The sequence below is a fragment of the Hominibacterium faecale genome (genome assembly GCF_020734085.1).
Lineage (GTDB): Bacteria > Bacillota > Clostridia > Peptostreptococcales > Anaerovoracaceae > Hominibacterium > Hominibacterium faecale.
Window position 1 is genome coordinate 348,931 of sequence record NZ_JAJAGH010000005.1, and the last position, 22,386, is coordinate 371,316.

Consider the following 22,386-nt stretch of genomic DNA (forward strand, 5'->3'; position numbering starts at 1 on the left):
TTTCTTTTGTTTTCAAGAAATGTATGATAAAATTCATAGTGTATGTAATTTTGCATACATTTCCTCCCATTACTTCCAAGAGGACATAAAAATGATTGAAAAAATTACGGATTTAAACTTATTGCGGTTTATTGTCAACAATGCCGCCTGCGCCATTATTTTAATCGACAAGAACGAAAACGTGATTATGACCAATCTGGAATATGAAAAATTGACAGGCTACACGGACCGCTATCTGACCGGCATGACGGTGGGTGACATGATTGAAAAAAAGATCATCCACGATTCCGTTTCGCGAAAAGTCATGAGGCAGAAACAAACCGTCGTTCTGGAACAGCTATCGGCAGGCAGCTCCGGTTCTGAGTATTTAGTCATGGTAAAGGGGATTCCCTATTGGGGCCAATCCAAAGAAATCGAGTATGTCATCTGCTGCCTCTTTGATATTAGCGATAAGCGCCGCATAATCGAGGATTTGACGGCCAGCAATCTGAAATACAGCATGGAACTGCTGCAGCTGAAAAAAGACGCGGCAGCCAACGCCGGCATTGTCTATCGAAGCCCCCTGATGCAAACGATCATTGATAAGGCGGAAATCATTGCTAAGACGGATTCCACTGCTCTAATTCTCGGCGAATCCGGAACGGGAAAAAGCATGATCGCCAGATTTCTTCACGATAACAGCCAGCGGGCGGACAACACATTTCTTACCATCAACTGCGGCGCTGTCCCCGAATCTCTGATCGAGTCGGAGCTCTTCGGCTATGAAAAGGGAGCCTTCACCGGTGCCCAGCCCTCTGGGAAACAGGGCCTTGTAGAACTGGCCGACAACGGGACTCTGTTTCTAGACGAAATCGGCGACATGCCATATGATCTCCAGGTAAAGCTGCTGCGTCTCTTGCAGGAAAAAGAATTTTTTCGAATCGGTGGAACCCGTCCTTTAAAAGTAAATACCCGGATCATCGCTGCCACCAATCAAAATCTGAAAGAGCAGATTGAAAAGAAGCGTTTCCGGGAAGATTTGTACTATCGGCTCAATGTCCTCAACCTGCAAATCCCCCCTTTGCGGGAGCGGGCTGAAGACATTCCTATTTTAGCGGAAACCTTCCGCCTTAAATTCAATGAACGTTATCAGCTGCAAAAAGTTTTGAGCCACGAGCTCATCAATCATCTGTCCCAGCTCCAGCTCCGCGGCAATGTCAGAGAATTGGAAAACCTCATTGAAAGGCTGGTCCTGTTTTCCACTGAAAAGGTGCTTACGGTGAATCATCTGCCAGGAATTCTCGAGCCGGAAGATCCTGCGCCTCTCTCTTGCACCATGGATGTGGAGCATTCAACGTATCAGCAGCTGAGGGACCATTTTGAACGAACTCTGCTGACAGAAGCAAAGATACGATATCAGACAACCGCTGAAATCGGCCGTCAGCTCAAAGTGGACCAGTCCACGATCTCCAGAAAACTAAAAAAATATAAAATTGATTGACAAACGCCTCCACGAACGGTTATACTGATTAGTAACTTTTGAAATTTCATATTGTTGCGTTGAAGGGAATAAATCAGACCTCAAACATCTTACAGAGAGCAGCCGGCGGGTGGAAAGGCTGCAGATCATAGGGCTGGTGTCTCACCCCGGAGCAAAATCTTAAAAGATGCGCCTTATGCCGGGCATCTTTCAGCATTCAGCCGATCGGCTTGAATGCCCAGAGTGGGCCCCTGGTGATAGCCGGGACCAATAAGAGTGGTACCGCGGAAGTTTGAAATCAAACCTTCGTCTCTTATGCAGCAATCTGCATAAAAGGCGGAGGTATTTTTTTAGAACAAAGCCGGCTTTGCCGATTCCCAGGAATATGCTTACGATTTAGAAGAAAGGAAGGAACAGACTGGAAATGAAAAATTACGACAAGTATCAGGTGGGGTATTTTCCGCCGCCGCAGACAGAAATGGAATGGATCAAAAAAGATCACGTTGAAAAGGCACCGATTTGGTGCAGCGTGGACCTGCGAGATGGAAATCAGGCTCTGATCGTTCCCATGAGTCTGGAGGAAAAGCTGGAGTTTTTCCAGTTCCTTGTCAAACTGGGTTTCAAAGAAATCGAAGTAGGCTTTCCCGCTGCATCGGAAACTGAATATGAATTTCTGCGGAGACTGATCGATGACGATCTGATCCCGGAAGATGTCACCATTCAGGTGCTGACCCAGTCCAGAAAACATATTATCAAGAAAACCTTCGAGTCTCTGGTGGGCGCCAAGAAAGCAATCGTACATTTATATAATTCCACTTCCCTGGCCCAGAGAGAACAGGTTTTTAAAGCGGAAAAAGATGAGATCATCGATATCGCGGCCAGCGGCGCCAAACTGATCAAAAAATACGCCGCCAAGTATCCGGAAACGGAATTTCAATTTGAGTATTCCCCGGAAAGCTTTACCGGCACAGAAATGGATTTTGCCCGGGACATCTGCAATGCCGTGATCGATATCTGGGAACCGACTCCGGAAAATAAGGTTATCATCAACCTGCCGGCAACGGTATCCATGTCCATGCCCCACGTTTATGCAAATCAGATCGAGTACATGTGCAAAACGCTCCACAACCGGGAGAACATCCTGATTTCCCTCCATCCCCACAATGACCGGGGCACTGGAGTTGCCGATGCGGAATTGGGTCTTTTGGCAGGCGGCGACCGAATCGAAGGAACCCTGTTTGGAAATGGAGAGCGGACCGGAAACGTGGATGTGGTCACTCTGGCAATGAATCTCTTCTCCCACGGCGTGGATCCAAAGCTGGACTTTTCCAACATGCCGGAAGTGGTGGAAATGTATGAAAAGTTCACTGACATCAAGGTTCATCCTCGTCAGCCCTACGGCGGACAGCTGGTGTTTGCCGCATTCTCCGGTTCCCACCAGGACGCCATTGCCAAGGGCATGAAGTGGAGAAAACACAAAAAGCTTCACCAATGGACCGTCCCCTATCTGCCCATCGATCCCAAGGATGTGGGCCGGGAATACGAAGGGGATGTCATTCGGATCAACAGCCAGTCGGGAAAAGGCGGAATCGCCTACATTCTCGAACGGGATTATGGTTTCGACCTGCCCAAACAGATGCGGGAAGAAGTGGGCTATATGATGAAGGATATTTCCGACCGCTCCCACAAAGAGCTGTCCTCGGAGGAAATTTTTAAAGTTTTCAGTGAGGAATATATCAATTACTTCGATCCCATCGACATCACGGATGCCACCTTTAAAAAGATGTCCACCTACAAAGCGGATGACGGCATGATCGTCGATATGCGGGTTGACATCGGCGGCGATGTTTTCGAGATTACTGCCGAAGGAAACGGGCGTCTCAACGCAATCAACAACGCTTTGAAAAAGACGCCGTATCACTTCGATTACACCCTGGTCACTTACTCGGAGCATGCGTTGGAATCAAGCTCCAGTTCAAGAGCCGCAGCCTACATCTGCATTGCGGACAGCGAAGGCGGAGAGTACTGGGGCGTAGGAACCCACGAGGATATCATTCTGGCCTCTGTCAACGCATTGGTCAGTGCCCTCAATCGGGAAAACAAGATAAGAAAGTTTGTAAAATAAAAGGAGGAAACAGACATGGGAATGACAATGACACAAAAAATCCTGGCAGCCCACGCCGGTCTGGATCACGTTGTACCCGGCCAATTGATCCGGGCCAACCTGGATATGGTTCTGGCCAACGATATCACCGGTCCCGTTGCCATCAATGAATTTGAAAAAGCCCAGTTCGGAGAAGTCTTTGATAAAAGCAAGGTTTCTCTGGTTATGGACCATTTTACACCTAATAAGGACATCAAATCGGCGGAGCAGTGCAAACAGTGCCGGACCTTTGCCAAACGGTTTGACATCGATCATTTTTATGATGTGGGGAACATGGGCATTGAACATGCCCTTCTCCCTGAAAAGGGGTTGGTCGCGGCAGGCGACGCTATCATCGGAGCCGACTCCCACACTTGCACATACGGCGCGCTGGGCGCTTTTTCCACAGGCGTTGGGAGCACCGATCTGGCGGCGGGTATCGCAACAGGCCAGGCATGGTTTAAAATCCCGACAGCTCTGAAATTCCAACTGACCGGCGCTCTGCCTGAAAACGTCAGCGGCAAGGATGTCATTCTGCACATCATCGGCATGATCGGCGTTGACGGCGCTCTCTATAAATCCATGGAATTTACAGGAGAAGGCGTAGCCAGCCTGACCATGGACGACCGCCTGTGCATTGCCAACATGGCCATCGAAGCCGGAGCCAAGAACGGAATTTTCCCGGTGGATGAAGTTACCGAAGCATATATGGACGGCCGGGTAAACCGGGAATGGACGAAGTACGAGGCGGACGCCGACGCCCAATACGACGAAACTTACGTGATCGACCTATCGTCCCTCAAGCCTACGGTTTCTTTCCCCCACCTTCCTGAAAACACCAGGACCATTGATCAGGTGGGCGATGTTCCTATTCAGCAGGTTGTGATCGGTTCCTGTACCAACGGAAGGCTGAGCGACATGCGTATCGCGGCTGAAATCTTAAAAGGCCAGCACATTCATCCCGATGTAAGGGCGATCATCATCCCCGCCACCCAGCAGATTTATAAGGACTGCATCAAGCTGGGATATCTGGACATCTTCATCGATGCCGGATGCGTTGTTTCCACCCCAACCTGCGGACCCTGCCTGGGCGGACACATGGGAATTCTGGCGGCAGGCGAGCGGTGCGTCGCCACCACCAACCGCAACTTTGTGGGAAGAATGGGACACACGGAAAGCGAAGTATATCTGGCCAGTCCCGCAGTAGCGGCAGCATCGGCCATCGCCGGAAAGATCAGCGGACCGAAAGGAGGCAAATAGGATGGATGCAAAAGGCAGAGTACATAAATATGGAAATAATGTAGATACAGACGTTATCATTCCCGCAAGACATTTAAACACTCAGGATCACAAAGAACTGGCGTCTCACTGCATGGAAGATATCGACAAGGAATTCGTCGCCAAAGTAAAGGACGGCGATATCATGGTCGCAGGGGACAACTTCGGCTGCGGCTCTTCCAGAGAGCATGCGCCGATCGCCATTAAGGCCAGCGGCATCAGCTGTGTGATCGCCAACACCTTTGCCCGTATTTTCTACCGCAACGCCATCAATATCGGACTGCCGATCCTGGAATGCGCGGAAGCGAGCAAAAAAATAGAGGATGGGGATGAAGTCAGTGTGGATTTCAACACCGGACTCATCACCAACCTGACAAAGAACGAAACCTACCAGGCCCTGCCATTCCCTGATTTTATCAAGGACATTATGGCAAAAGGCGGCCTGATGAACAGTTTGAAGTGAGAAACAAAAAAGGAATAACGGCTCAGCTTTATGCTTTGCCGTTATTTTTTATTAGGGGAATAGGTTTCTGGGATTGCGGCAAAGAATCAAAAAAATTTCAAGTTTTTACGCTATTTTCAACGGTTGCACCCTCTCGATATCAGCCAGAAGCAGCTAATCCCATCATTTCTCCGGATCCGGCCCCGCAAACCCATAACTTTGCGTAAAAAAGGAAAACTTTCAATATAATTTTCCACATTTAGCTTACGCCTCGAAGGTGTAATTTTTTCAGGGCTTTCTTGCTTCAATGCTTCGCAAAACTCGTATAATAAAAAACGTGTGCATGGGAGGCGCAGCTTCCTATGCACACGTTTTATATTTAATCCTTCTACACACTTTAAGACGTTTCTTATGATTACACTGTGGTTTTCTTGACAGAAAACTTATTTTTCAGCGCCGCGATGCAAAATCCGATTCCGATGACTGTCACGGCCATGAGTCCTAACATAAGTTTCATATATGATCTCCTTTCATTGAATACTGAACACACTTTTTTCTTCTATGCTGACGGAATTTTATCCTTGATGGCAGCGCCGCAAAATCCGACGGCAATAATCGCTACTGCAATAGCCCCAACTATAAATTTTTTCATACACCCCATCCTCTCTTTCCTTGTATCACTTTATGATCTAAGTATAACTTCCAATTATTAACGAATCCATCGATTTATCTTACGAATTTCTTACATTTCTGTAAGGGTCGGTAACCGTTGCAAAAAAGGCCCTCACGGTTTATAATTAGGCATGTACATATAAAGATAGGAGATACGATTATGAATTACAAAATAGCAGTCGTCCCCGGAGACGGGATCGGCCCCGAAGTCACCACCCAGGCTCTGAGAGTCCTGGATCGGATCGGAGAAAAATATAACCACCACTTCGAATACACCAAGGTCCTGGCCGGAGGCGCGGCCATCGATGCCACCGGAGGATGCCTTCCTCGGGAAACCGTAGAAGTGTGCAAGGCCAGCGATGCCGTTATGCTGGGAGCTGTTGGAGGGTGGAAATGGGATACCCTTCCCGGAGATGAGCGCCCCGAGCGCGCCCTTTTGGGTCTTAGAAAAGAGCTGGGTCTTTTCGCCAATCTGCGGCCGGCAATTCTCTTCGATGAGCTCAGCCAAGCCTGCCCCCTCAAACCGGAAATCACGGCCGGGGGACTGGATATTGTCGTTGTCCGGGAGCTGACCGGCGGCATCTATTTTGGAGAAAAGGGCGTGAAGGATACGGATTTGGGTCCCGCCGCTTATGACGTGGAGCAGTATGCGGAAGAAGAAGTCCGCAGAATCGCCATCGTCGCCTTTGATATGGCCATGAAACGGAATAAAAAAGTCACCAGCGTGGATAAGGCCAATGTGCTGGAAAGCTCCCGCCTCTGGAGGAGAGTCGTCGCCGAAGTGGCTAAAGACTATCCGGATGTGGAGCTGAACAACTTGTATGTGGACAATGCCGCCATGCAGATGATCCTCAACCCCAAGCAGTTCGACGTCATCGTGACCAGCAATATTTTCGGAGATATTCTTTCTGATGAGGCGAGCCAGATCACCGGCTCCATCGGCATGCTCCCGTCAGCCAGCCTGGCAAAAGGCAACTTTGGCATGTACGAACCGGTACACGGCTCCGCTCCGGATATCGCCGGACAGGATAAAGCTAATCCCATGGCAACCATTCTATCGGCTGCGATGATGCTCCGCTACACCTTCGGCCTTTCCGATGAAGCAAACGATATCGAAGCTGCTGTCAAAAAAGTCCTGGCAGACGGTTATCGGACACCGGATCTGATGGCGAATGGAGGAAAGCAGATGGGTACGCAGGAAGCCGGAGATCGGATTCTGGCAGCCATCTAAGATGCGCCTTTTATAGAACGAAAAAACGAGCCTGCCGGCGGCAAAACGGAAGGCTTGTTTTTTTGTGTGCTTTCCTTTGACTTCCTGATTTTGGGGCTATATAATGGATGCTGTACAATCTGGAAATATTGAGAAAGGAGCTGGAAAATGGGAAATGCGCTCATACAGATGCTGGACCTGCAGGGCATGCTGTTTATTTTCATCATCATCGGCATGGTGACAGGCAAGAAAAAGCTGGTCACGCCGGAAGGCCGGCGATGTCTGACCAATCTGGTCCTTTATGTGATTTTGCCATGCAACATCGTAAAGTCCTTTATCATAGAATTTTCCTATCGGATGCTCCTCAACTTTGCGATTATCCTTTTGATCGCGGCCGGCGTTCAGATTTTTTGTCTGCTTCTCAGCCGCTTTCTGTTCAACCGGCTGGAGGAAGATGCCAAGCATATTTTCCAATATGCCACAGTCTGCTCCAACTCGGGATTCATGGGTTACCCCATGGCGGAAAGCATTTACGGCCTGACTGGTTTATCCTATGCCGCTATTTATCTGATTCCTTTGCGGATCGTCATGTGGTCGGCCGGACTCTCTTATTTTGCCAGAGCCAAAAACCGCCGGGCGATGATCCTCAAAGTGGGGCTCCACCCCTGTATGATCGCTGTCTATATCGGTCTTTTGATTATGTTCCTGCAGGTTCCCCTGCCCGTCCTCATCACGGACACACTGGACAAACTGGGCGGCTGCTGCACCGCCATGTCCATGCTGGTGGTAGGCATGCTGCTGATGGACGTGGAATGGAAAACCATGGTTTCCATTCCCAACCTGCTTTTCTGCGGCCTGCGGCTCGTTCTCATTCCCGGAGTTGTCTTTCTTGTGTGCAAAGGACTCCAGATCGATCCGCTGATCACCGGCGTTTCGGTCATACTATCGGGAATGCCGGCCGGCACGACCACCGCTCTTTTGGCCGCCCAATACCACGGGGATGCGGAGCTGGCTTCCAAGGTGGTTGTTTTATCAACGCTGTTATCATTGTTCACCATCACCGGATGGTGCTTTCTATTACAATAACGTTACGGAGGAAACATGGAAACGAAAAATGCGCAAAAAAAAGCGATGTTCCTCATGGCGCTGTGCGCATGCCTTTGGAGCATCAGTGGTATCTTTATTAAATGGATTTCCTGGAGTCCATTTCTCATCGCAGGCGGCCGGAGTTTGATATCTGCGATGGTCCTGGGCCTGTATATGTACATAGCCAAGATTCCTGTCAAGGTCTGCGGCTTTTCCGCAGGGGCGGGTGTCAGCCTGGCAATTTCTTTTATGTGCTTCGTATCGGCCAACAAGCTGACTACCGCTGCCAATGCCATCGTTTTACAATATACGGCACCCATCTTCATTTTGATCATTTCCGTGCTATTTCTGCACCAAAAAATCAAACGGCGGGAGATCGTAGTCGTGATCATTACTGCCGCCGGTATTGTGCTGTTCTTCCTGGACCAGCTTTCGCCGGGGAACATCGCCGGCAACATCCTGGGTATCCTGGCCGGCCTGTTTTTGTCGATCATGTTCGTACTGGTGGGACAGGGCGGCGATGACGATTCCATCCGCATGAGTGGAATTCTCTTCGCCCACATCCTCACCGCAGCCGCAGGCATTCCCGTCGGAGCATACTTTACTTCATCCATCGCTCCGTCTGAGATTTGGTTCGTGATAATTCTGGGAGTCTTTCAGCTGGGAATCCCCTATGTGCTGTATGCCATCGCTGCCAAGGACTGTTCGCCGCTGGCCTGCTCCCTCATCGGCATGCTGGAGCCGCTGCTGAATCCGGTTTGGGTCTTCCTTTTTGACGGAGAAAGGCCAGGATTCTTTGCGTTTATCGGCGGCATGATCGTCATTGCTGCGGTTACCATCTGGTGCATTGCTGAAAACAAAAGCCAGCAGGCAGAATCGGCCGCCGCGCCAGACGAAACAAGACACGGGTAGAAAACGGGCCGCCCTTCGCTTATACTCGATATTCCATATCAATATGAGGAATGCCGTCCTCCAGATAGCTCTCCGAAATGGGCAGAAAGCCCACGGACTCGTAAAATTTGGTCAGGTGCTGCTGAGCAGAGATTTTAACCTGCTTTTCGTATAGGTATTCGTTTATAAACAGCAAGGCTTTGTTCATCATATGCCTGGCCAATCCGATGCCGCGGTAATCTGGATCGACCGCCACTCTGCCGATGGCGATGGCATCGAAGGTCTGCCCCTTTTCCAGAATCCTCAGATACCCCACAATGTGATTGTTCTGTTCGACGAACAGGTGGTGGGCATGGCGGTCCTTGCCGTCACAGTCCGGATAAGCGCACTTCTGTTCTACCACAAATACATCGGAACGCAGCTTTAAAATCTGATAAAGTTCCTCCGTACTCAACTCATGAAACTTCTTGATTACGATTTTCATTCTTATTCCCCGATTATCTTAATCAACACTCGTTTATCCCGTTTGCCGTCAAATTCGAAATAAAAGATTTGTTCCCAGGTACCAAAATCCAGCTGGCCGTCGGTAACCGCCACCACGGTTTCTCTTCCCATAATGGTCCTCTTCAGATGGGCGTCAGCATTATCCTCATATCCGTTGTGCTGATACTGGCTGTACGGTTTTTCCGGCGCCAGACCTTCCAGCCAGGTCTCGTAGTCCTGATGCAGTCCGCTTTCATCATCGTTGATAAAAACAGATGCGGTAATGTTCATGGCATTGACCAGCACCAGTCCTTCCAGGATTCCGCTGTCATCAATGGCTTTCTGCACGTCTTTTGTAATATTCACCAAGCCTCTTCTGGAAGGCAAACGAAAATGCAGTACCTTTCTAAATGATTTCATCCTTATTCTCCTCTCCATTTTTTATATTATAAGCATCGGCGAAGCCGACTTTGTTCCATTATATATAGTCTGGGGAAAAATTTCCACCGTTAACTTGCCTGCCTGCTGCCGTGCTTTTCAATGAAGGTCATCATCGTGTCTTCATAAAGCTTTGGATCGTCCAAATAGATGTCCGTATGCTTGCTGTCATCCACGGTCAACAACTGTTTTTCATTCTTTTTCATTGCCTGATACAAAGAAACGCCCATATGATACGGGGTCACTTTATCCACCCGACTGTTGAAAATCAGCACCGGCACTGTGGTATTGCGCACGTAATCCCGCACGTCCCCTTCCTCATATCCATATCCCAATCGCAGCTGCGTTGCCAGGTCGCCCATATCCAGCTTGAATTCCATGGGCAGCCAAGTGGTTTGCCTTACGAGAAAGCCGATGATCTCCCGCATGTTGCTGACCGGGCAGTCGAGGACGGCGAAATCAAGCTTTTGTTCCGCATCACTCGTTCCCAGGTAAAACCCGATGGTGGCTCCTCCGATGGAGGACCCCCATCCGCCCACTTGAATTTCCGGGCCGGCCTGCGCTCTTACATAATCAACGCAGTCCTTAAAGTCTTTGCTTTCCCAGTAGCCGCAGGTCATGTACTGGGCCTGGTTTTCTCCCGAATCCCGCTGATCGTAGGTGAGGATGTTATAGCCGTGCTTCATGAGCATGGCCGCCACCGGATATCCGGTCAAGCGGTTGCCGTTGAGTCCATGGGCCATTACCACGGTCTTTCGCTCTTTTTTGCCGTCAATGGTCAAATAGTTGGCGGGAATGTGGTGGTCATCAAAGGTTGACGGGATCTCTACTTGTTCCACATGGCAGCCGGCTTCGAAACGATCCACGTCAAAGCCGTGCTTTTCCAGGGATTCTTTCTTGCACGCTAAAGGCCGCCTCTCCTGATTGACTGCGTGGACGGAGGCGTTATATACATAGATTCCGGTTGCCCCGCAAACGGAAACTGCCAGGACAACTGCGCAAATAATTACGATGCCTGTGATTTTTAAAGCTCTCTTGTTCTTCATACCTATATGGTATACGCCTTTTCTTCCGCTGTCAAATGGAGTGTATTGGTTTGCAATACTGAAAAAGAGGCTGCTGCCTTGAAACAACAACCTCTTCATTACTGATTTCTATCATTCAGCATAGACAATGGATCCATTCATAACGGTCATCAGCACCTTCATACGGAACATGGTTTCACACTCCTCCGCACAGTCGAACAGATTTTTGTCAATGATCGCCAGATCGGCCAGTTTGCCCTTTTCCAGCGTTCCCAGCTCTGTCTCGCGGCCAGCCGCATATGCGCCTCCATAGGTATAGGCCCTTAGCGCTTCGTGAATGGTCACTTTTTCCCATGGGTTCCAGCCGCCTTCCGGTTCAAGTTCATTGGTCAGACGTGTGACAGCTCTGAAGATTCCCCGGAAGGGTGAAATGTCGACCACCGGCGAATCTGTACCAAAAGCCAGCCTGCCGCCCGTTCTCCTTATGGATTCGAAAGGCCACGAATACTTCATCCGCTCCTCACCGAGGATCCTGTGAAACGGGTGCTCCGAAAATTTGTATTTGGGCATGTGCTCCGGCTGTACGGAAGCGATCACTCCCAGCCTTCCAAACCTGGGAATATCCTGTCTGGACATGGATTCCAGATGCTCGATGCAATGGCGCAGACCGTTGGGCCCGTTTTGCCTTCGCGCATCCTCAATCGCATCCAGACAAAGTCTTGCCCCCGCATCGCCGCAAGCGTGAACCCTGGTCTGGATTCCAGCGGCATCAAACTGGCATACCTGCCTCTTGAACAGGCTCGGTTCGATCATCGGTCCGCTTCGATTTCCCGGATCGTCCCAATAGTCCTCCAGCATGTATCCGGTATAGCCCTGCGGCGTCCCATCGATAAACGCTTTGACTCCACTGCATTGCAGCTTTCTACTGTTATATATCTTCTTTTTTTCCAGAATCGTCTCCACACCTTCATCGAAGGGAAGAGAAAAATGTATCCTGGCCGTAAGCAGACCCCTATCCTCCAGGAGTTTATAGGCAGTCTCCCGCATCGGCGCCCCGCCGGCCACATCTCCCAGGGAAGTGATGCCATATTGATTCGCCTTATCGATAAACGTTTTGCTGTAGGCGGCGACTTCCTCATCGCTTATGGATTGAAAGATTTTCTCCTGCATTTTAATAGCAGCCATTTCGTGAATATATCCGCTGGGCTCTCCATTTTCCAGACGGCCGTATTCTCCGTTCTCAGGGTCCGGCGTATCTCCGGTAATATGAAATCTTCTCAGGGCTTCCGAATTCACCCATGCTCCATGACATTCTTTATTCAGCAGAAACACTGGTCTGTCCGGGAAATAACGGTCTAAGGATTCTTTGGTCGGCAGTTTTTGTCCGGGCCACAGGAGGGGATCCCATGCCCCTCCCATAATCCAGCTTTTCTCTTTTCTGTCTTTATGCAGCTCCCACAGATAAGCGGCTGCCTCTTCCTCTGAGCTTGTGTAGCGCAAAATTCCGTCTTTTTCCAAAAGCCCTGAGTTTACAATGTGCACATGGTAATCGTTAAACCCGGGCATAAGGAAGTGTTCTGAAACATCGATCACTTTCGTGCTTCCGGACAGGAATGCTCCCGCCTCCTTCTCCGGTCCGACAAATTCTATTTTCTCATTTTCTATGATAACATAGCCATCGATCAGCTCAGGTGACACAGCAGTATATATGTGTTTGCACCGGAATGCTTTTCTATTCATAATTATACCTTGCCTTTTCTGCTACTTCTCCTCTTCCTCCACTTTGAAGACTCCGCGTTTTACTTCAACCAGATATAGGATCCCTGTGATCGGTCCGAACAGGACAGCCGCGCATCCTAAAAACACAGGCAGGATCTGATCGGAATAATTTGCAACCAGCGCTCCCACGATGCAGGTCACGATGACGGTCAACAAGGCCCATATGTAAGCCAGCTTTTGTTTTTTCTTATCGTCCATGATTTCTATCCTCCTCACTTATGCCGCTATTTTCTTGGCATCCTCTTTTTTGTACGTCAGCTTTGCAACGATTACATAAACCAGAGCGCTGAAAATGATGCAAGCCAGATTGGTTGGAACACCGCCCGGACATTCAAGAACAAACTGCCATACCGCGTACATTACGATTGTCAGCAAAAGGCTCCAGAATCCGGCGGCAGCAGTCTTACGTCTGTAGAACAGACCGAACATCAGCGGTACGATGAATGCCGCAACCTGGAAACCGCCGCAATAGTAGTAGGCTTTTGAAATTCCGTCCTGCCAGAAATAAGTCGCAATGATCATGGCAATGCCGACGCACCAGATTACGATACGGGTTCCTTTTACTTCCGCTTTGTCTCCCAGTTCCGGTTTGATGAATCCCTTGAATATATCGTGCACCACTACGGCTCCGCAGATCAGATAATCGGCGCTTACCGTAGACATGACCGCCGACAATACAGCTGCAACAAAGAGTCCCCGAAGTCCGATGGGCAGGGTCGTGAACACGATTCCCCAGAAAGCCTCCGAGGGAGAAGCTGCTGCAACCTCCGGATATTCTACTAGTGCCGCCATCCCTGCCAAAACCATGATTGTGCTGAAAAAAATTCCAAACAGCATAATGCAGGAATAGGACACCTTTATATCTCCCCCTGATTTGGAAGACCCGAATCTCTGGTATGACTGAGAGTTTGCATACATCGCCAATGCTCCGATGGCCCAGGACAAAATCTCCATCATATTGTTGCCTCCGGAGATGGTGATCAGGTTTGGATTGATGGCTCCCGCCTGTTCAAACAAAGTGGCGAACCCTCCGAAGTGGCTGTACATTCCCAGGCACAGCACGCCTGCCGCCACAGACATGACGATGAACTGCATCATATCTGTAACAGCCAGGCCCCAAAGCCCGGAAAGCGACGTGTAAAAAATAATGATTACGCCCAGGATCCCAAAGGCTACCCACATATTGATTCCTGTCACATAGGCGATCACCTGGCCGCCTGCTGTCAGCAGCGCCGCTTCGTATAAAAATGGAGGCAGCATTCCGATCGCCATAATCAGTTTTGTCTTTTTGCTGTACATATAGGCCATCAAATCGGGCATCGTGATAACCCAATCAGGCATCTTATCCCTTACGAAAGGCCCAATCCACAATGCCAGCGGCAGTCTCAGTATGGTATTGGGAATAACATAGATAAACAGAATGCAAATTCCCATGGTAGTTCCGCATTCCGCAAGACCGACAATGGACCAGGAGTCGATCCAGCTTGCGGCGCCCACACCGATCAGCACGGGAATTGTCAGCCTTCTTGAAGCCACGAAAAAGCTCTTCATATTTTTACTGGCCCGTTTGCGCATGACCAGCCCTACTGTGATAATTAAAAGGAAATAAACTACGATAATTCCCCAGTCCAGCCCAGACCATATCTTTGTAAAATCAATCATTTTCTTTCTCCTCCTGTGACAGCAAAATGAAATCAGAAATTGTTTTCTACTCTGTATTTGAGGCCCAGAATGTGTTCGCTCTCAACGCCAAAGTCGTCCAGATAGGCATACCTCTTATTTACGGCGCCGTTTTTGTATACGATTTGAAGCTCTACCGCCGGTCTGAAAAAATACTGCTGTTTCTTCAGCTCCAGTTGTCCCGGTCTGCCATAGAAGCGTTTCATAATTTTGTCCTGAATGTATTCTTCTGTCTGCTCCTGCATTTGCTGTTGAGATATTCCCGCCGGCAGCGCCGTCCGCTTCAGCGAACCGGCGATCTTCTTTGTCAGCTTGAGGCCGCCGCTCTCATAAACATCGTATTGGAAGGGATGGGCTTCGTTCAGGTCGAATATCACGCCTGCGTCTCCCACTTTTTCCAGGCCGTTTTTCCGAAACAGAATGCCTCTTTCCGCATGAAAATGATAGACCAGATAACAATATGGTACGTAGACATCCTTCCGGGCATTGACTTCAAACTTTACGATGGGCTTTCCGAAAAAACTGCCGTGCAGAAGGCGTAGTTTTTTCTCCACAGCTTCTTCACGATCCTGCGTTATGGGTGTGTACCAAACTTTCCCCAGTTGTTCTCGTTTTTCTAACCGTTTTACCATATCATCACCTGGTTCATCCTTTCTATTTCATTCCGATTCCTTCTGTTTTCGTTATCCCTCTATGCACACTTCTTTCCAGTTGTATGGGTATCCCGTTTCCATCATTCTCTTAAGGAAAGCGTCCGGATCCAACTGATCCGCAAAGATAATGCCTTTCTCAAGAGGCTGCGTTCCAATCATAATTGTACCGATGGCCAGGGGAAGGGCAACATATACCAAAGCTGTTCCAAAGAGTTTTTTCAATTCAGGCCCCGGCGCATTCATCTTTGGACAATTGGCCTTGTATGTGACTTTTTTTCCGTTCTTTTGGCCAGATACTTCTACGATCAGTTCGATAAACGCAGTCTCATCGGCCTTTTTCAGCTCTTCGTCCGTAGCGCCGAAGATATTGTTTTGCGGCGGCGGTACCATGGCAGCGATCACATCGATGGGCGCTACTTCCTGATCCCCTACTTTCACTTTTTCCTGGGAGCAAAGTCCCGAAGCGTAAAAAATTGCCGGCTGGTACATCAGATAATATTTGAAATCCAGATTCTTTACGCCGGCAAAGGTGGTCGGCATACTATAGATCTCTTCGTGGGAATGATGGGTAACAGGAAGACTCCCAACTGGTTCTGGGAAATCGCACATTTCCATTCCGCCGAAAGGCTCGTATCGGACAAATTTTCCTTCTTCCAGGGCATAGGTCGGGCTTGCGCAATCCACCAGCGCCTGCTTTGGCGACCATCCCGGATTCCAGGGGCGCAGCACCCAGTCGTAAGCGCCTTCCCCCGGCAGGACATTGGCCTTGCCGACCCGCATCTTAATGCTGTCCACCTGGTCCATTTTGTTGGCAAATCTTCTCGCTAAAACATTGGTCATTCCCGGGGCGAACCCGCAGCCAAAGAGCGCGGTCAGCCCGGCGTCTTTAAATTCTTTGCAGAGGGTCAGTTCCTCCACGTCTTTTCCTTCCAAAAATTCATCCCAATAGGGATCGTCAAAGGCCGTGTTGATATAGTTCGCCTTTGCCTTCAGCGCGCCTTTCATCACATAGGTGACCATCCATGGCATTACCATATCTACGACCACATCTACACCCTCGGCAGCTTTCGCCACATCTTCCGGATCAGTCGCATTGACGGATCCCGTCTTTACTTTGGGGCTGTTGATTTCTTTTGCAACAGCGAGGGCAGTCTCTTCTTTTAAGTCTACCAGTCGTATTTCCTCGATCTCACTTTGTCTTGCCAAAATCGATGCGCACGCACCGCCCTGACCTCCGGCACCAACAATCAATACTTTCATTTCGTTCCTCCTCATTATGTGAAAATGTTTGTATCGCGATGCCTCTATAAATCGCAAATCCCGTGCCACAAGTTAAGAAGGTTTAAATATCAACGTTTTTCCGATCAATAAGTTTTCAAAATCTTCACTTTATCTAATTTTTCTGAAAAATTTCATTATTTAATTTCTATTTGGAAACTCAGTGCCTCAATTTCCTGTCCAATGTCCCTTAATCGCTTCCTTTTTTATGTTTCCAGATAGAAACTATCGGTTTCCGATTGGAAACCGATAGCCTTTCAAAATGATAAACCATGTTTTTTAAATTTCTTGGAAACGGTTGATTTGCTGACTTTTAAAAGCTTTGCCACTTCACTTCCTGTCCCAGCCCTCTTCATAGTGGATTGCAGTAGGCTTTTTTCGAAATTCTCTACTTGCTGGGTAAGTGATAGGCTTTCATCCGGCTGCAGCTCTTCATTTACACTGCCGCCCACTTGCCTGGCAGCTTGTTTTTCCGTAATCTCTTCACCTTCCAAGATGATAATCAGGCGCTCGATCACATTTTTTAATTCACGGACATTCCCCGGCCAGTCATAATCGGTGAATACTTCAATTGCTTTTTGTGAAATGCCAATTTTGGTTTTATACTTCCGATTGTAACTGTCGAGGAACCAGTCGATAAGCTCCGCCACATCCTCCCTGCGCTCTCTGAGCGGCGGAATTATCAGGGGAATCACATTTAATCGATAGTACAAATCTTCTCTGAATTTGCCTTCCTTTACAGCCTCCTGCAAATTTACATTGGTAGCGGCTATGATTCTCACATCGATGGGCACCCGTTTTCTGCCGCCGATGCGCATGATTTCTTTCTCCTGAATAACTCGCAGCAGGTTGGATTGCAGGTGAAGCGGTAATTCCCCAATTTCATCCAGAAGCAATGTGCCCTTGTCCGCCACTTCGAAGAGGCCCTTTTTTCCACTTTTCTCTGCCCCGGTAAAGGTTCCTTTTTCATAGCCGAATAATTCGGATTCGATTAGATTCTCAGGAATGGCCGCACAGTTGATTTTGACAAAGGGACCTTCGCTGCGCAGGCTGTTTTTGTAGATCAGATCGGTCAGTTTTTCTTTTCCTGTCCCCGATTCACCTTGGATCAAGATGGTCACATCCTGCTTTGCCACTCTCACAGCCGAATCGACCAAGTTTTTCATCTTCTTGCTTTTATAGATCAGCGCGTCTCCGTCCAGGTTCTTTTTCCGATAATACTCCAGGCGGGACTCGTATTGTTCGGCCGTTTCCTCCATTTGTCTGAGTTTTTCCTGCATCTCCTGCAGCTGTGAGATATCACGATCAGTTGCGACAATCCTCACCAATTCTCCATTATCAAAATAGGGAATTGCTGTGGTCAGTACTTCTTTGCCTTCCACCATCTGAACTTTGCTTATCATTTTTCTATATTTGATCACTTCCAGACAGATTGATTCGCTCCAGTATCCCTCTTCAACCATTTCCCTTACGTTCTTGCCGATGATATCAGGGGGAAGTTCTTCCACATATTTTGCCGATGCCTGATTGACCATCAGAGTGTAGCCTTGTCCGTCTGTTATGTAAATGCCATCGTAAATACAGTCGATAATCGATTGCAGTTCCTTTTCCGAACATTTCATCAAGAGCTCTTTGGGCAGCGCTTTAATCAGTTTTTCCTCTTCAAAATAAAGCTCTGCGTCCGTTTCCTGTTTTACCAGTTTTCTGTTTACGCCGATCAGTTTTGTTCCCTGCATGCCGCACGCCTCCTTTAAAATAGATTAATGTTTATTGTATAATAGCTTGAAGATTCCGTCAATTTGATTAAAATGCCGTCATACAGGAAAAAGGCCCCGCTTTACTGCGGGGCTGGTGATAATCACATTTTTTCACAAAGTCATGGGTTGGTTTGCAGGGCCTCATCCTGAAAAAATGATCCCCTGGCTTCTGAGAAGCCAATCACTCCACAATAATTCCAGTTGCGGAAAGCAGGCGAATGGCATCCGGAAAGGTAAACTTCGCTTTTTTCAGCTGATTATTCTCCAGGGAAATCAGATAATCCTGGGCATCGCGAAAATCAGCTCCGGTCAGGTTGTTCTGCTGAAAGCTGACATCCTTCAGCCCGGCGCGCCGAAACGAGCTGTCCTTCAAATCGCACTGCTGAAAGGAACTGCCGATCAAATCACAATCATCGAACCGGAACTTCTTCATCTTGAATCCCACGAATAAATTGTGTTTCAGGGTACATGCTTCAAAAGCCGAGAAAGGAAGCATAATATTATTTTCCTTTTCCACTTCATTCCAGGCCATGCCAATCACCGAGCAGCCTTCAAAACGGTTGTCCGTAGCATCGGTAAATTTAAAATCGTTGTTTAAAATCGTGCAGCTCTGGAACGTACAGCTTTTGAAGGAACAATGCCGAATCTCCATCTCCAGGAACCTGCACTCCTTAAAGATGCAGTCGGTAAAAATGCAGTCTTCCACAAGGCCGCCTTCATATTGCAGTTTTTCAAATTCTTCATACTCATACAGCATCCGCTTCATCCCCTCACTTTAATGACTGGCATACCGGGCAGTAATAGACGTTTCCTCCCAGATAGGCCTTTCTTTCAATGGCGCTGCCGCAGACCGGGCAGGGTTCTTTCCAAGTTTTGCTGGAAAGAATCGATTTATAGCCTCCGGGATTTCCAAATAAATCCTTCTCCGTATTCCTGCCGCCTTTTTCCGCCATCTCCGCCAGAGTTTCCTTTATACTTTCAAAAATCCGCCGCCGCTTTTCTTCCAAGTCACACAGCTTGCTTTTGGGGTTTACACCTGCACGGAACAAAATATCCTGCAAGACACCGTTTCCCAGACCGGGAATGCGTTGCTCCGTAGCCAGGAGCCCTTTGATGCTGAGGATCTGTTTGGCCTCATCCCATATTGAGCAGAAATGATAAAAATCAAAAGCTTCCGTCAATGGAGACGGCTTTGATTTTGCCACTGAATAATACATATCATCATTCTCATCCTCTTTGAATAAATGGATCCCGCCGTACATCTGAACACTGCATGTCAATGCTGTTTTGTCTGTGAATTCGATAAACAGCTGATGCTTTTCCGGCTTTTTTTCATCTGCTTGAAAAAATCGCAGATTTGTGCCGTCGTTGAAGGTCAGACACAGATCGCCAATATGAAGCTGTACGATGCCTGCGAGGGCTTGGGCTTCATGGACTGTCTGGCCCTCCAGCTTGCTGGGATAGTCTTGCGGATCCCCTGTGAAAAAAGCGAATTTGTGGGGCGACTTTGCCGCATTTACAGTCTCGATGCCTTTTCCGCGGATGGTCTGGTTGAGCTGCTTTGCCAGCGTGCTGCTTTCTGGAATTTCAATCATGTATCCGATCCTCCTATATTCGTTGTCACAATTATCACACGTTTGTGCCGGCAGGTCAATATGCACCAGCGATTCGCTGCAAATTCATGCCGGAGCGTATGGCGGCATTGCACCAAAGCATTTGTCGTAAGCAGACCCAGCGCCGTATTTTGCTCTCCTCCGTGCGAGAACAAGCACAATGTTTACAATCGTAGGGCGAAGATGGCCAATCTGAATGAAACCCTATGGATGGAAATTATGGTGTATGGTACAATGTAGATGCATCTATTCCATCTTTGAAACAGACAGAATTGAACTAGGAAATGGGAGGAGAAAATATTATGAACAAGAAAACAACCGTGACTTTATACTATTTAGCTTCGGTGTTATTTTACATAGTCGCTATTACTAAGTTTATCAATTCGGGCTTTTCATCCGGCGTAATTTGGCTGTGCTTAGGTTCTGCTTGCCTTTGCTTTGGAGCAAGTGCCCAGAGTAAGAATAAGAGGTCTGATGATGAAGATACTTCCAATAAGAAGTAATCGACCAAATGGATAAATTCCATTTGATCGGTGGGATCGCAAATCCAGCCAGTCGGCGGACCGCACAAAACATTTAAAGCCCCTCCACCTGCAGCTTTTTCAGCTCCGCTTTCCGCCTCCTGGCCCGCACCACCAGGCGTCCGATCACATAAACCGGAATCATGGGAACGACCACCCATAAGACACTGGCAACCCAGGAGCTCGTCGTACTTACATAAAGTCCGTCGCCAAGGGGAATCATATCTTTCTCAATTGCATCCCCGGCGGGAAAACCGGTCAGCTTGCTCCCATCCAGCATCCTGTCGATCGTTTCCTGGTAGATGGCCCTGTCGCTTTCGCTCTCCAGCCTGCCGCTTTTGTCAAAGGATAAATAGACCTCATCGATCAAGGTTCCCCTTTTGTCGCGAACCTGCAGATCAGAGAAGTCCACCAGTTCTCCCTTTTTATCATAACGAAGGCTGATCGCAAACTGATTGCCGCCGTCCTCTGCGGTAAGTTTTTTTACGGTATAGGAGCTGGATGCCTCTAACAAGCTTAAATTCAGGCAGATCACAATAGCCGCTGCCGCCGCCATCGGGATCAAACCCCACCATTTGTTCCTGCGGGTGGAAAGCAGAAGTTCCAGGCCTAAAAGCACAATAATGAAAACAAGAAAGATCAGAAACCATATCATGGCATTACGCTCCATCCTGCCGCTCCTTTCTATACTCATTGATAATCAACTTGGCCGTTTCAAAGTCCAGCTTATCGTTTAAGGCCAGTTTCTTGATGAAATCCACATAAGGTTCCGGGCCTTTTTCCTCTTCCATCTGAATTTTTTGGATCAGCCGGTCCAGACGCAGCCTGACTGTGGGATATGTGACTTCATATTGGCGGGCCATATCCTTCAAAGACCCTGAGGATAAAACAAACCGTTTAATAAACGTAACGTCCTCTTCTTCCAAACCCGCCATCCATTCCGGTACCAGTTCAATGGTCATAATTGATTTCCTCCTTATAGATCCTGTATTTTCGTGCTGTCCAGCCCAGAGGCTCTTTTTCGTTTTTCCCTGATCTTACCGGCCAGATAAATGGCAAGCAGGACCATTGTGAGAAGGTTATGAATCAGAAAATTCCTTGGAAACAGGCTTTTGTCAAAATACGTAATTTCACTGTCATAGCCTTCTCTGATCTTGTTCAGCTCATCGATGGCGGCTGATTTGCCGATCATTGTATTGCCCGCCCACTCTGCTTTCAGCGCGTCGTTAACAGCCGTTTCATATTGTAAAGCCTCTTTGCCGCCGATCATTCGGTGCTGCCGGTCGAATTCCATATCCATATATTTGATGGTCCCGCCTTCCTTGACGGCCAGTTTGCCGAAGCCCTGGATCTGGTCTTGTTCATCCTGGACGACCTGGAATTTTCCCACAGCGTCCTCAAAGTTCTCGGGATCCTTATAAATGTAAATTTCACTGCGGGCTGCTGGAGACCTATGTTCGGTTACCACACTGAAAAACACACTGCTTCCGGTTCCAAGGACCAGTGCCGCCGCAATTAAAACGACCGCAGTTTTTTTCTTTCTCTTAACCAGCTGGACCTCTGCCGCAATAGCGGCGATAATCAGGCAAAGGCCGGTGAACACCGATAGGGCTGATATATAGCCAATCCATATAAATGAAGTCATACACACGTCCCTCCTTTAATAATTTTAAAATAACATTTAATTTTATTAAAGTCAATATTATATTAATATTTATTTTTCATAAAACCCATTTGACACCTTTTCAGAAAGAGACTACAATAATAAAAAAGTTTCCTTTGGAAACGTTATTCGCGCTTCGCGCTCACTTTCACAAGGTAAACTTTTTTGAAATACAGGAAATGCTACGCAATCGATATTTCCTGTATTATAGCAAAGCTCCGCAGCTAATCTGCGGCAAAATTCAAGATTGGATGTCCTGCCCAGCCGGAGCTTGTTTTCCTGGCGAAGGGCGGGAGCGAAACGGAAAGGAGATGC

22 protein-coding genes are annotated in these 22,386 nt (G+C 48.2%); 8 read left to right on the forward strand and 14 right to left on the reverse strand.

Translation table 11 applies throughout. The annotated features are described in order from the left end of the window. Positions 1-91 precede the first annotated feature (91 nt). The 7 genes from LG211_RS06780 (at position 92) to LG211_RS06810 (ending at position 9,202) form a co-directional block, all read left to right on the forward strand. Entirely contained in the window at positions 92-1,480 is a 1,389-nt protein-coding gene (locus tag LG211_RS06780) for a sigma-54 interaction domain-containing protein (RefSeq protein WP_269477221.1), read from the forward strand. 403 nt (positions 1,481-1,883) lie between these two features. Further along, positions 1,884-3,584, forward strand: a complete 1,701-nt coding sequence (leuA, locus tag LG211_RS06785; protein ID WP_253020555.1) for a 2-isopropylmalate synthase — start codon at positions 1,884-1,886, stop codon at positions 3,582-3,584. Between the two features lie 15 nt (positions 3,585-3,599). After that, entirely contained in the window at positions 3,600-4,862 is a 1,263-nt protein-coding gene (leuC, locus tag LG211_RS06790) for a 3-isopropylmalate dehydratase large subunit (RefSeq protein WP_269477222.1), read from the forward strand. Position 4,863: 1 nt separating this feature from the next. Further along, positions 4,864-5,343: a 3-isopropylmalate dehydratase small subunit gene (leuD, locus tag LG211_RS06795; RefSeq protein WP_253020557.1), complete on the forward strand. Its 480-nt coding sequence runs from the start codon at positions 4,864-4,866 to the stop codon at positions 5,341-5,343. An 811-nt stretch (positions 5,344-6,154) separates the two neighbouring features. Further along, positions 6,155-7,225: a 3-isopropylmalate dehydrogenase gene (gene leuB, locus LG211_RS06800; protein ID WP_272490545.1), complete on the forward strand. Its 1,071-nt coding sequence runs from the start codon at positions 6,155-6,157 to the stop codon at positions 7,223-7,225. 147 nt (positions 7,226-7,372) lie between these two features. Beyond that, positions 7,373-8,290, forward strand: coding sequence for an AEC family transporter (locus LG211_RS06805; protein WP_253020558.1), 918 nt, complete (start codon positions 7,373-7,375; stop codon positions 8,288-8,290). A 15-nt stretch (positions 8,291-8,305) separates the two neighbouring features. Then, complete coding sequence (locus LG211_RS06810) at positions 8,306-9,202, forward strand: DMT family transporter (protein ID WP_253020559.1); 897 nt, start codon at positions 8,306-8,308, stop codon at positions 9,200-9,202. A 19-nt stretch (positions 9,203-9,221) separates the two neighbouring features. Here the strand turns inward: LG211_RS06810 and LG211_RS06815 are convergent, their stop codons facing one another. The 11 genes from LG211_RS06815 to LG211_RS06865 form a co-directional block, all read right to left on the reverse strand. Next, complete coding sequence (locus LG211_RS06815; RefSeq protein ID WP_253020560.1) at positions 9,222-9,665, reverse strand: GNAT family N-acetyltransferase; 444 nt, start codon at positions 9,663-9,665, stop codon at positions 9,222-9,224. Between the two features lie 2 nt (positions 9,666-9,667). Next, positions 9,668-10,084, reverse strand: a complete 417-nt coding sequence (locus LG211_RS06820) for a secondary thiamine-phosphate synthase enzyme YjbQ (protein ID WP_253020561.1) — start codon at positions 10,082-10,084, stop codon at positions 9,668-9,670. An 89-nt stretch (positions 10,085-10,173) separates the two neighbouring features. Next, a complete protein-coding gene (locus LG211_RS06825) occupies positions 10,174-11,148 on the reverse strand; it encodes an alpha/beta hydrolase (protein ID WP_253020562.1) in 975 nt (324 codons plus the stop codon). 111 nt (positions 11,149-11,259) lie between these two features. After that, entirely contained in the window at positions 11,260-12,867 is a 1,608-nt protein-coding gene (locus tag LG211_RS06830) for an amidohydrolase (RefSeq protein ID WP_253020563.1), read from the reverse strand. Positions 12,868-12,888: 21 nt separating this feature from the next. After that, a complete protein-coding gene (locus tag LG211_RS06835; RefSeq protein ID WP_148397905.1) occupies positions 12,889-13,104 on the reverse strand; it encodes a hypothetical protein in 216 nt (71 codons plus the stop codon). Between the two features lie 18 nt (positions 13,105-13,122). Next, positions 13,123-14,568, reverse strand: coding sequence for a sodium:solute symporter family protein (locus LG211_RS06840; protein WP_253020564.1), 1,446 nt, complete (start codon positions 14,566-14,568; stop codon positions 13,123-13,125). Positions 14,569-14,600: 32 nt separating this feature from the next. Beyond that, positions 14,601-15,218, reverse strand: a complete 618-nt coding sequence (locus LG211_RS06845; RefSeq protein ID WP_253020565.1) for a hypothetical protein — start codon at positions 15,216-15,218, stop codon at positions 14,601-14,603. 51 nt (positions 15,219-15,269) lie between these two features. Continuing rightward, a complete protein-coding gene (locus tag LG211_RS06850; RefSeq protein WP_253020566.1) occupies positions 15,270-16,499 on the reverse strand; it encodes a saccharopine dehydrogenase family protein in 1,230 nt (409 codons plus the stop codon). A 275-nt stretch (positions 16,500-16,774) separates the two neighbouring features. Beyond that, the gene (locus LG211_RS06855; RefSeq protein ID WP_253020567.1) at positions 16,775-18,253 is read right to left on the reverse strand and encodes a sigma-54 interaction domain-containing protein; all 1,479 of its coding nucleotides are present in this window, start codon (positions 18,251-18,253) and stop codon (positions 16,775-16,777) included. A 202-nt stretch (positions 18,254-18,455) separates the two neighbouring features. Then, positions 18,456-19,031: a pentapeptide repeat-containing protein gene (locus tag LG211_RS06860; protein WP_253020568.1), complete on the reverse strand. Its 576-nt coding sequence runs from the start codon at positions 19,029-19,031 to the stop codon at positions 18,456-18,458. Positions 19,032-19,044: 13 nt separating this feature from the next. After that, positions 19,045-19,869: a DNA-formamidopyrimidine glycosylase family protein gene (locus LG211_RS06865; RefSeq protein WP_148397911.1), complete on the reverse strand. Its 825-nt coding sequence runs from the start codon at positions 19,867-19,869 to the stop codon at positions 19,045-19,047. A 320-nt stretch (positions 19,870-20,189) separates the two neighbouring features. Here LG211_RS06865 and LG211_RS06870 point away from each other — a divergent pair, with 320 nt between their 5' ends. Beyond that, positions 20,190-20,390, forward strand: a complete 201-nt coding sequence (locus LG211_RS06870; protein ID WP_148397913.1) for a hypothetical protein — start codon at positions 20,190-20,192, stop codon at positions 20,388-20,390. A gap of 73 nt (positions 20,391-20,463) precedes the next feature. Here the strand turns inward: LG211_RS06870 and LG211_RS06875 are convergent, their stop codons facing one another. Genes LG211_RS06875 through LG211_RS06885 form a run of 3 tightly spaced genes read right to left on the reverse strand, consistent with a single transcriptional unit; the run spans position 20,464 to position 22,053 of the window. Then, entirely contained in the window at positions 20,464-21,078 is a 615-nt protein-coding gene (locus LG211_RS06875) for a hypothetical protein (protein WP_148397914.1), read from the reverse strand. Beyond that, a complete protein-coding gene (locus tag LG211_RS06880; protein WP_148397915.1) occupies positions 21,068-21,370 on the reverse strand; it encodes a DUF2089 family protein in 303 nt (100 codons plus the stop codon). Before LG211_RS06880 ends, LG211_RS06875 begins: the two co-directional genes overlap by 11 nt. Before the next feature lie 14 nt (positions 21,371-21,384). Further along, positions 21,385-22,053 (reverse strand): hypothetical protein, encoded by a 669-nt coding sequence (locus LG211_RS06885; RefSeq protein WP_269477224.1) that lies wholly within the window; start codon positions 22,051-22,053, stop codon positions 21,385-21,387. Positions 22,054-22,386 lie beyond the last annotated feature (333 nt).

What these genes read in the sequence shown, in the direction of transcription:
- LG211_RS06855 (WP_253020567.1), bottom strand. Translation starts at nt 18,253, where the DNA reads ATGCAGGGAACAAAACTGATCGGCGTAAACAGAAAACTGGTAAAACAG.
- LG211_RS06840 (WP_253020564.1), bottom strand. Translation starts at nt 14,568, where the DNA reads ATGATTGATTTTACAAAGATATGGTCTGGGCTGGACTGGGGAATTATC.
- LG211_RS06885 (WP_269477224.1), bottom strand. Translation starts at nt 22,053, where the DNA reads ATGACTTCATTTATATGGATTGGCTATATATCAGCCCTATCGGTGTTC.
- leuD (WP_253020557.1), top strand. Translation starts at nt 4,864, where the DNA reads ATGGATGCAAAAGGCAGAGTACATAAATATGGAAATAATGTAGATACA.
- LG211_RS06780 (WP_269477221.1), top strand. Translation starts at nt 92, where the DNA reads ATGATTGAAAAAATTACGGATTTAAACTTATTGCGGTTTATTGTCAAC.
- LG211_RS06820 (WP_253020561.1), bottom strand. Translation starts at nt 10,084, where the DNA reads ATGAAATCATTTAGAAAGGTACTGCATTTTCGTTTGCCTTCCAGAAGA.
- LG211_RS06880 (WP_148397915.1), bottom strand. Translation starts at nt 21,370, where the DNA reads ATGACCATTGAACTGGTACCGGAATGGATGGCGGGTTTGGAAGAAGAG.
- LG211_RS06870 (WP_148397913.1), top strand. Translation starts at nt 20,190, where the DNA reads ATGAACAAGAAAACAACCGTGACTTTATACTATTTAGCTTCGGTGTTA.
- LG211_RS06805 (WP_253020558.1), top strand. Translation starts at nt 7,373, where the DNA reads ATGGGAAATGCGCTCATACAGATGCTGGACCTGCAGGGCATGCTGTTT.
- LG211_RS06835 (WP_148397905.1), bottom strand. Translation starts at nt 13,104, where the DNA reads ATGGACGATAAGAAAAAACAAAAGCTGGCTTACATATGGGCCTTGTTG.
- LG211_RS06875 (WP_148397914.1), bottom strand. Translation starts at nt 21,078, where the DNA reads ATGGAGCGTAATGCCATGATATGGTTTCTGATCTTTCTTGTTTTCATT.
- LG211_RS06845 (WP_253020565.1), bottom strand. Translation starts at nt 15,218, where the DNA reads ATGGTAAAACGGTTAGAAAAACGAGAACAACTGGGGAAAGTTTGGTAC.
- LG211_RS06815 (WP_253020560.1), bottom strand. Translation starts at nt 9,665, where the DNA reads ATGAAAATCGTAATCAAGAAGTTTCATGAGTTGAGTACGGAGGAACTT.
- LG211_RS06850 (WP_253020566.1), bottom strand. Translation starts at nt 16,499, where the DNA reads ATGAAAGTATTGATTGTTGGTGCCGGAGGTCAGGGCGGTGCGTGCGCA.
- leuB (WP_272490545.1), top strand. Translation starts at nt 6,155, where the DNA reads ATGAATTACAAAATAGCAGTCGTCCCCGGAGACGGGATCGGCCCCGAA.
- leuA (WP_253020555.1), top strand. Translation starts at nt 1,884, where the DNA reads ATGAAAAATTACGACAAGTATCAGGTGGGGTATTTTCCGCCGCCGCAG.
- LG211_RS06865 (WP_148397911.1), bottom strand. Translation starts at nt 19,869, where the DNA reads ATGATTGAAATTCCAGAAAGCAGCACGCTGGCAAAGCAGCTCAACCAG.
- LG211_RS06830 (WP_253020563.1), bottom strand. Translation starts at nt 12,867, where the DNA reads ATGAATAGAAAAGCATTCCGGTGCAAACACATATATACTGCTGTGTCA.
- LG211_RS06810 (WP_253020559.1), top strand. Translation starts at nt 8,306, where the DNA reads ATGGAAACGAAAAATGCGCAAAAAAAAGCGATGTTCCTCATGGCGCTG.
- LG211_RS06860 (WP_253020568.1), bottom strand. Translation starts at nt 19,031, where the DNA reads ATGCTGTATGAGTATGAAGAATTTGAAAAACTGCAATATGAAGGCGGC.
- LG211_RS06825 (WP_253020562.1), bottom strand. Translation starts at nt 11,148, where the DNA reads ATGAAGAACAAGAGAGCTTTAAAAATCACAGGCATCGTAATTATTTGC.
- leuC (WP_269477222.1), top strand. Translation starts at nt 3,600, where the DNA reads ATGGGAATGACAATGACACAAAAAATCCTGGCAGCCCACGCCGGTCTG.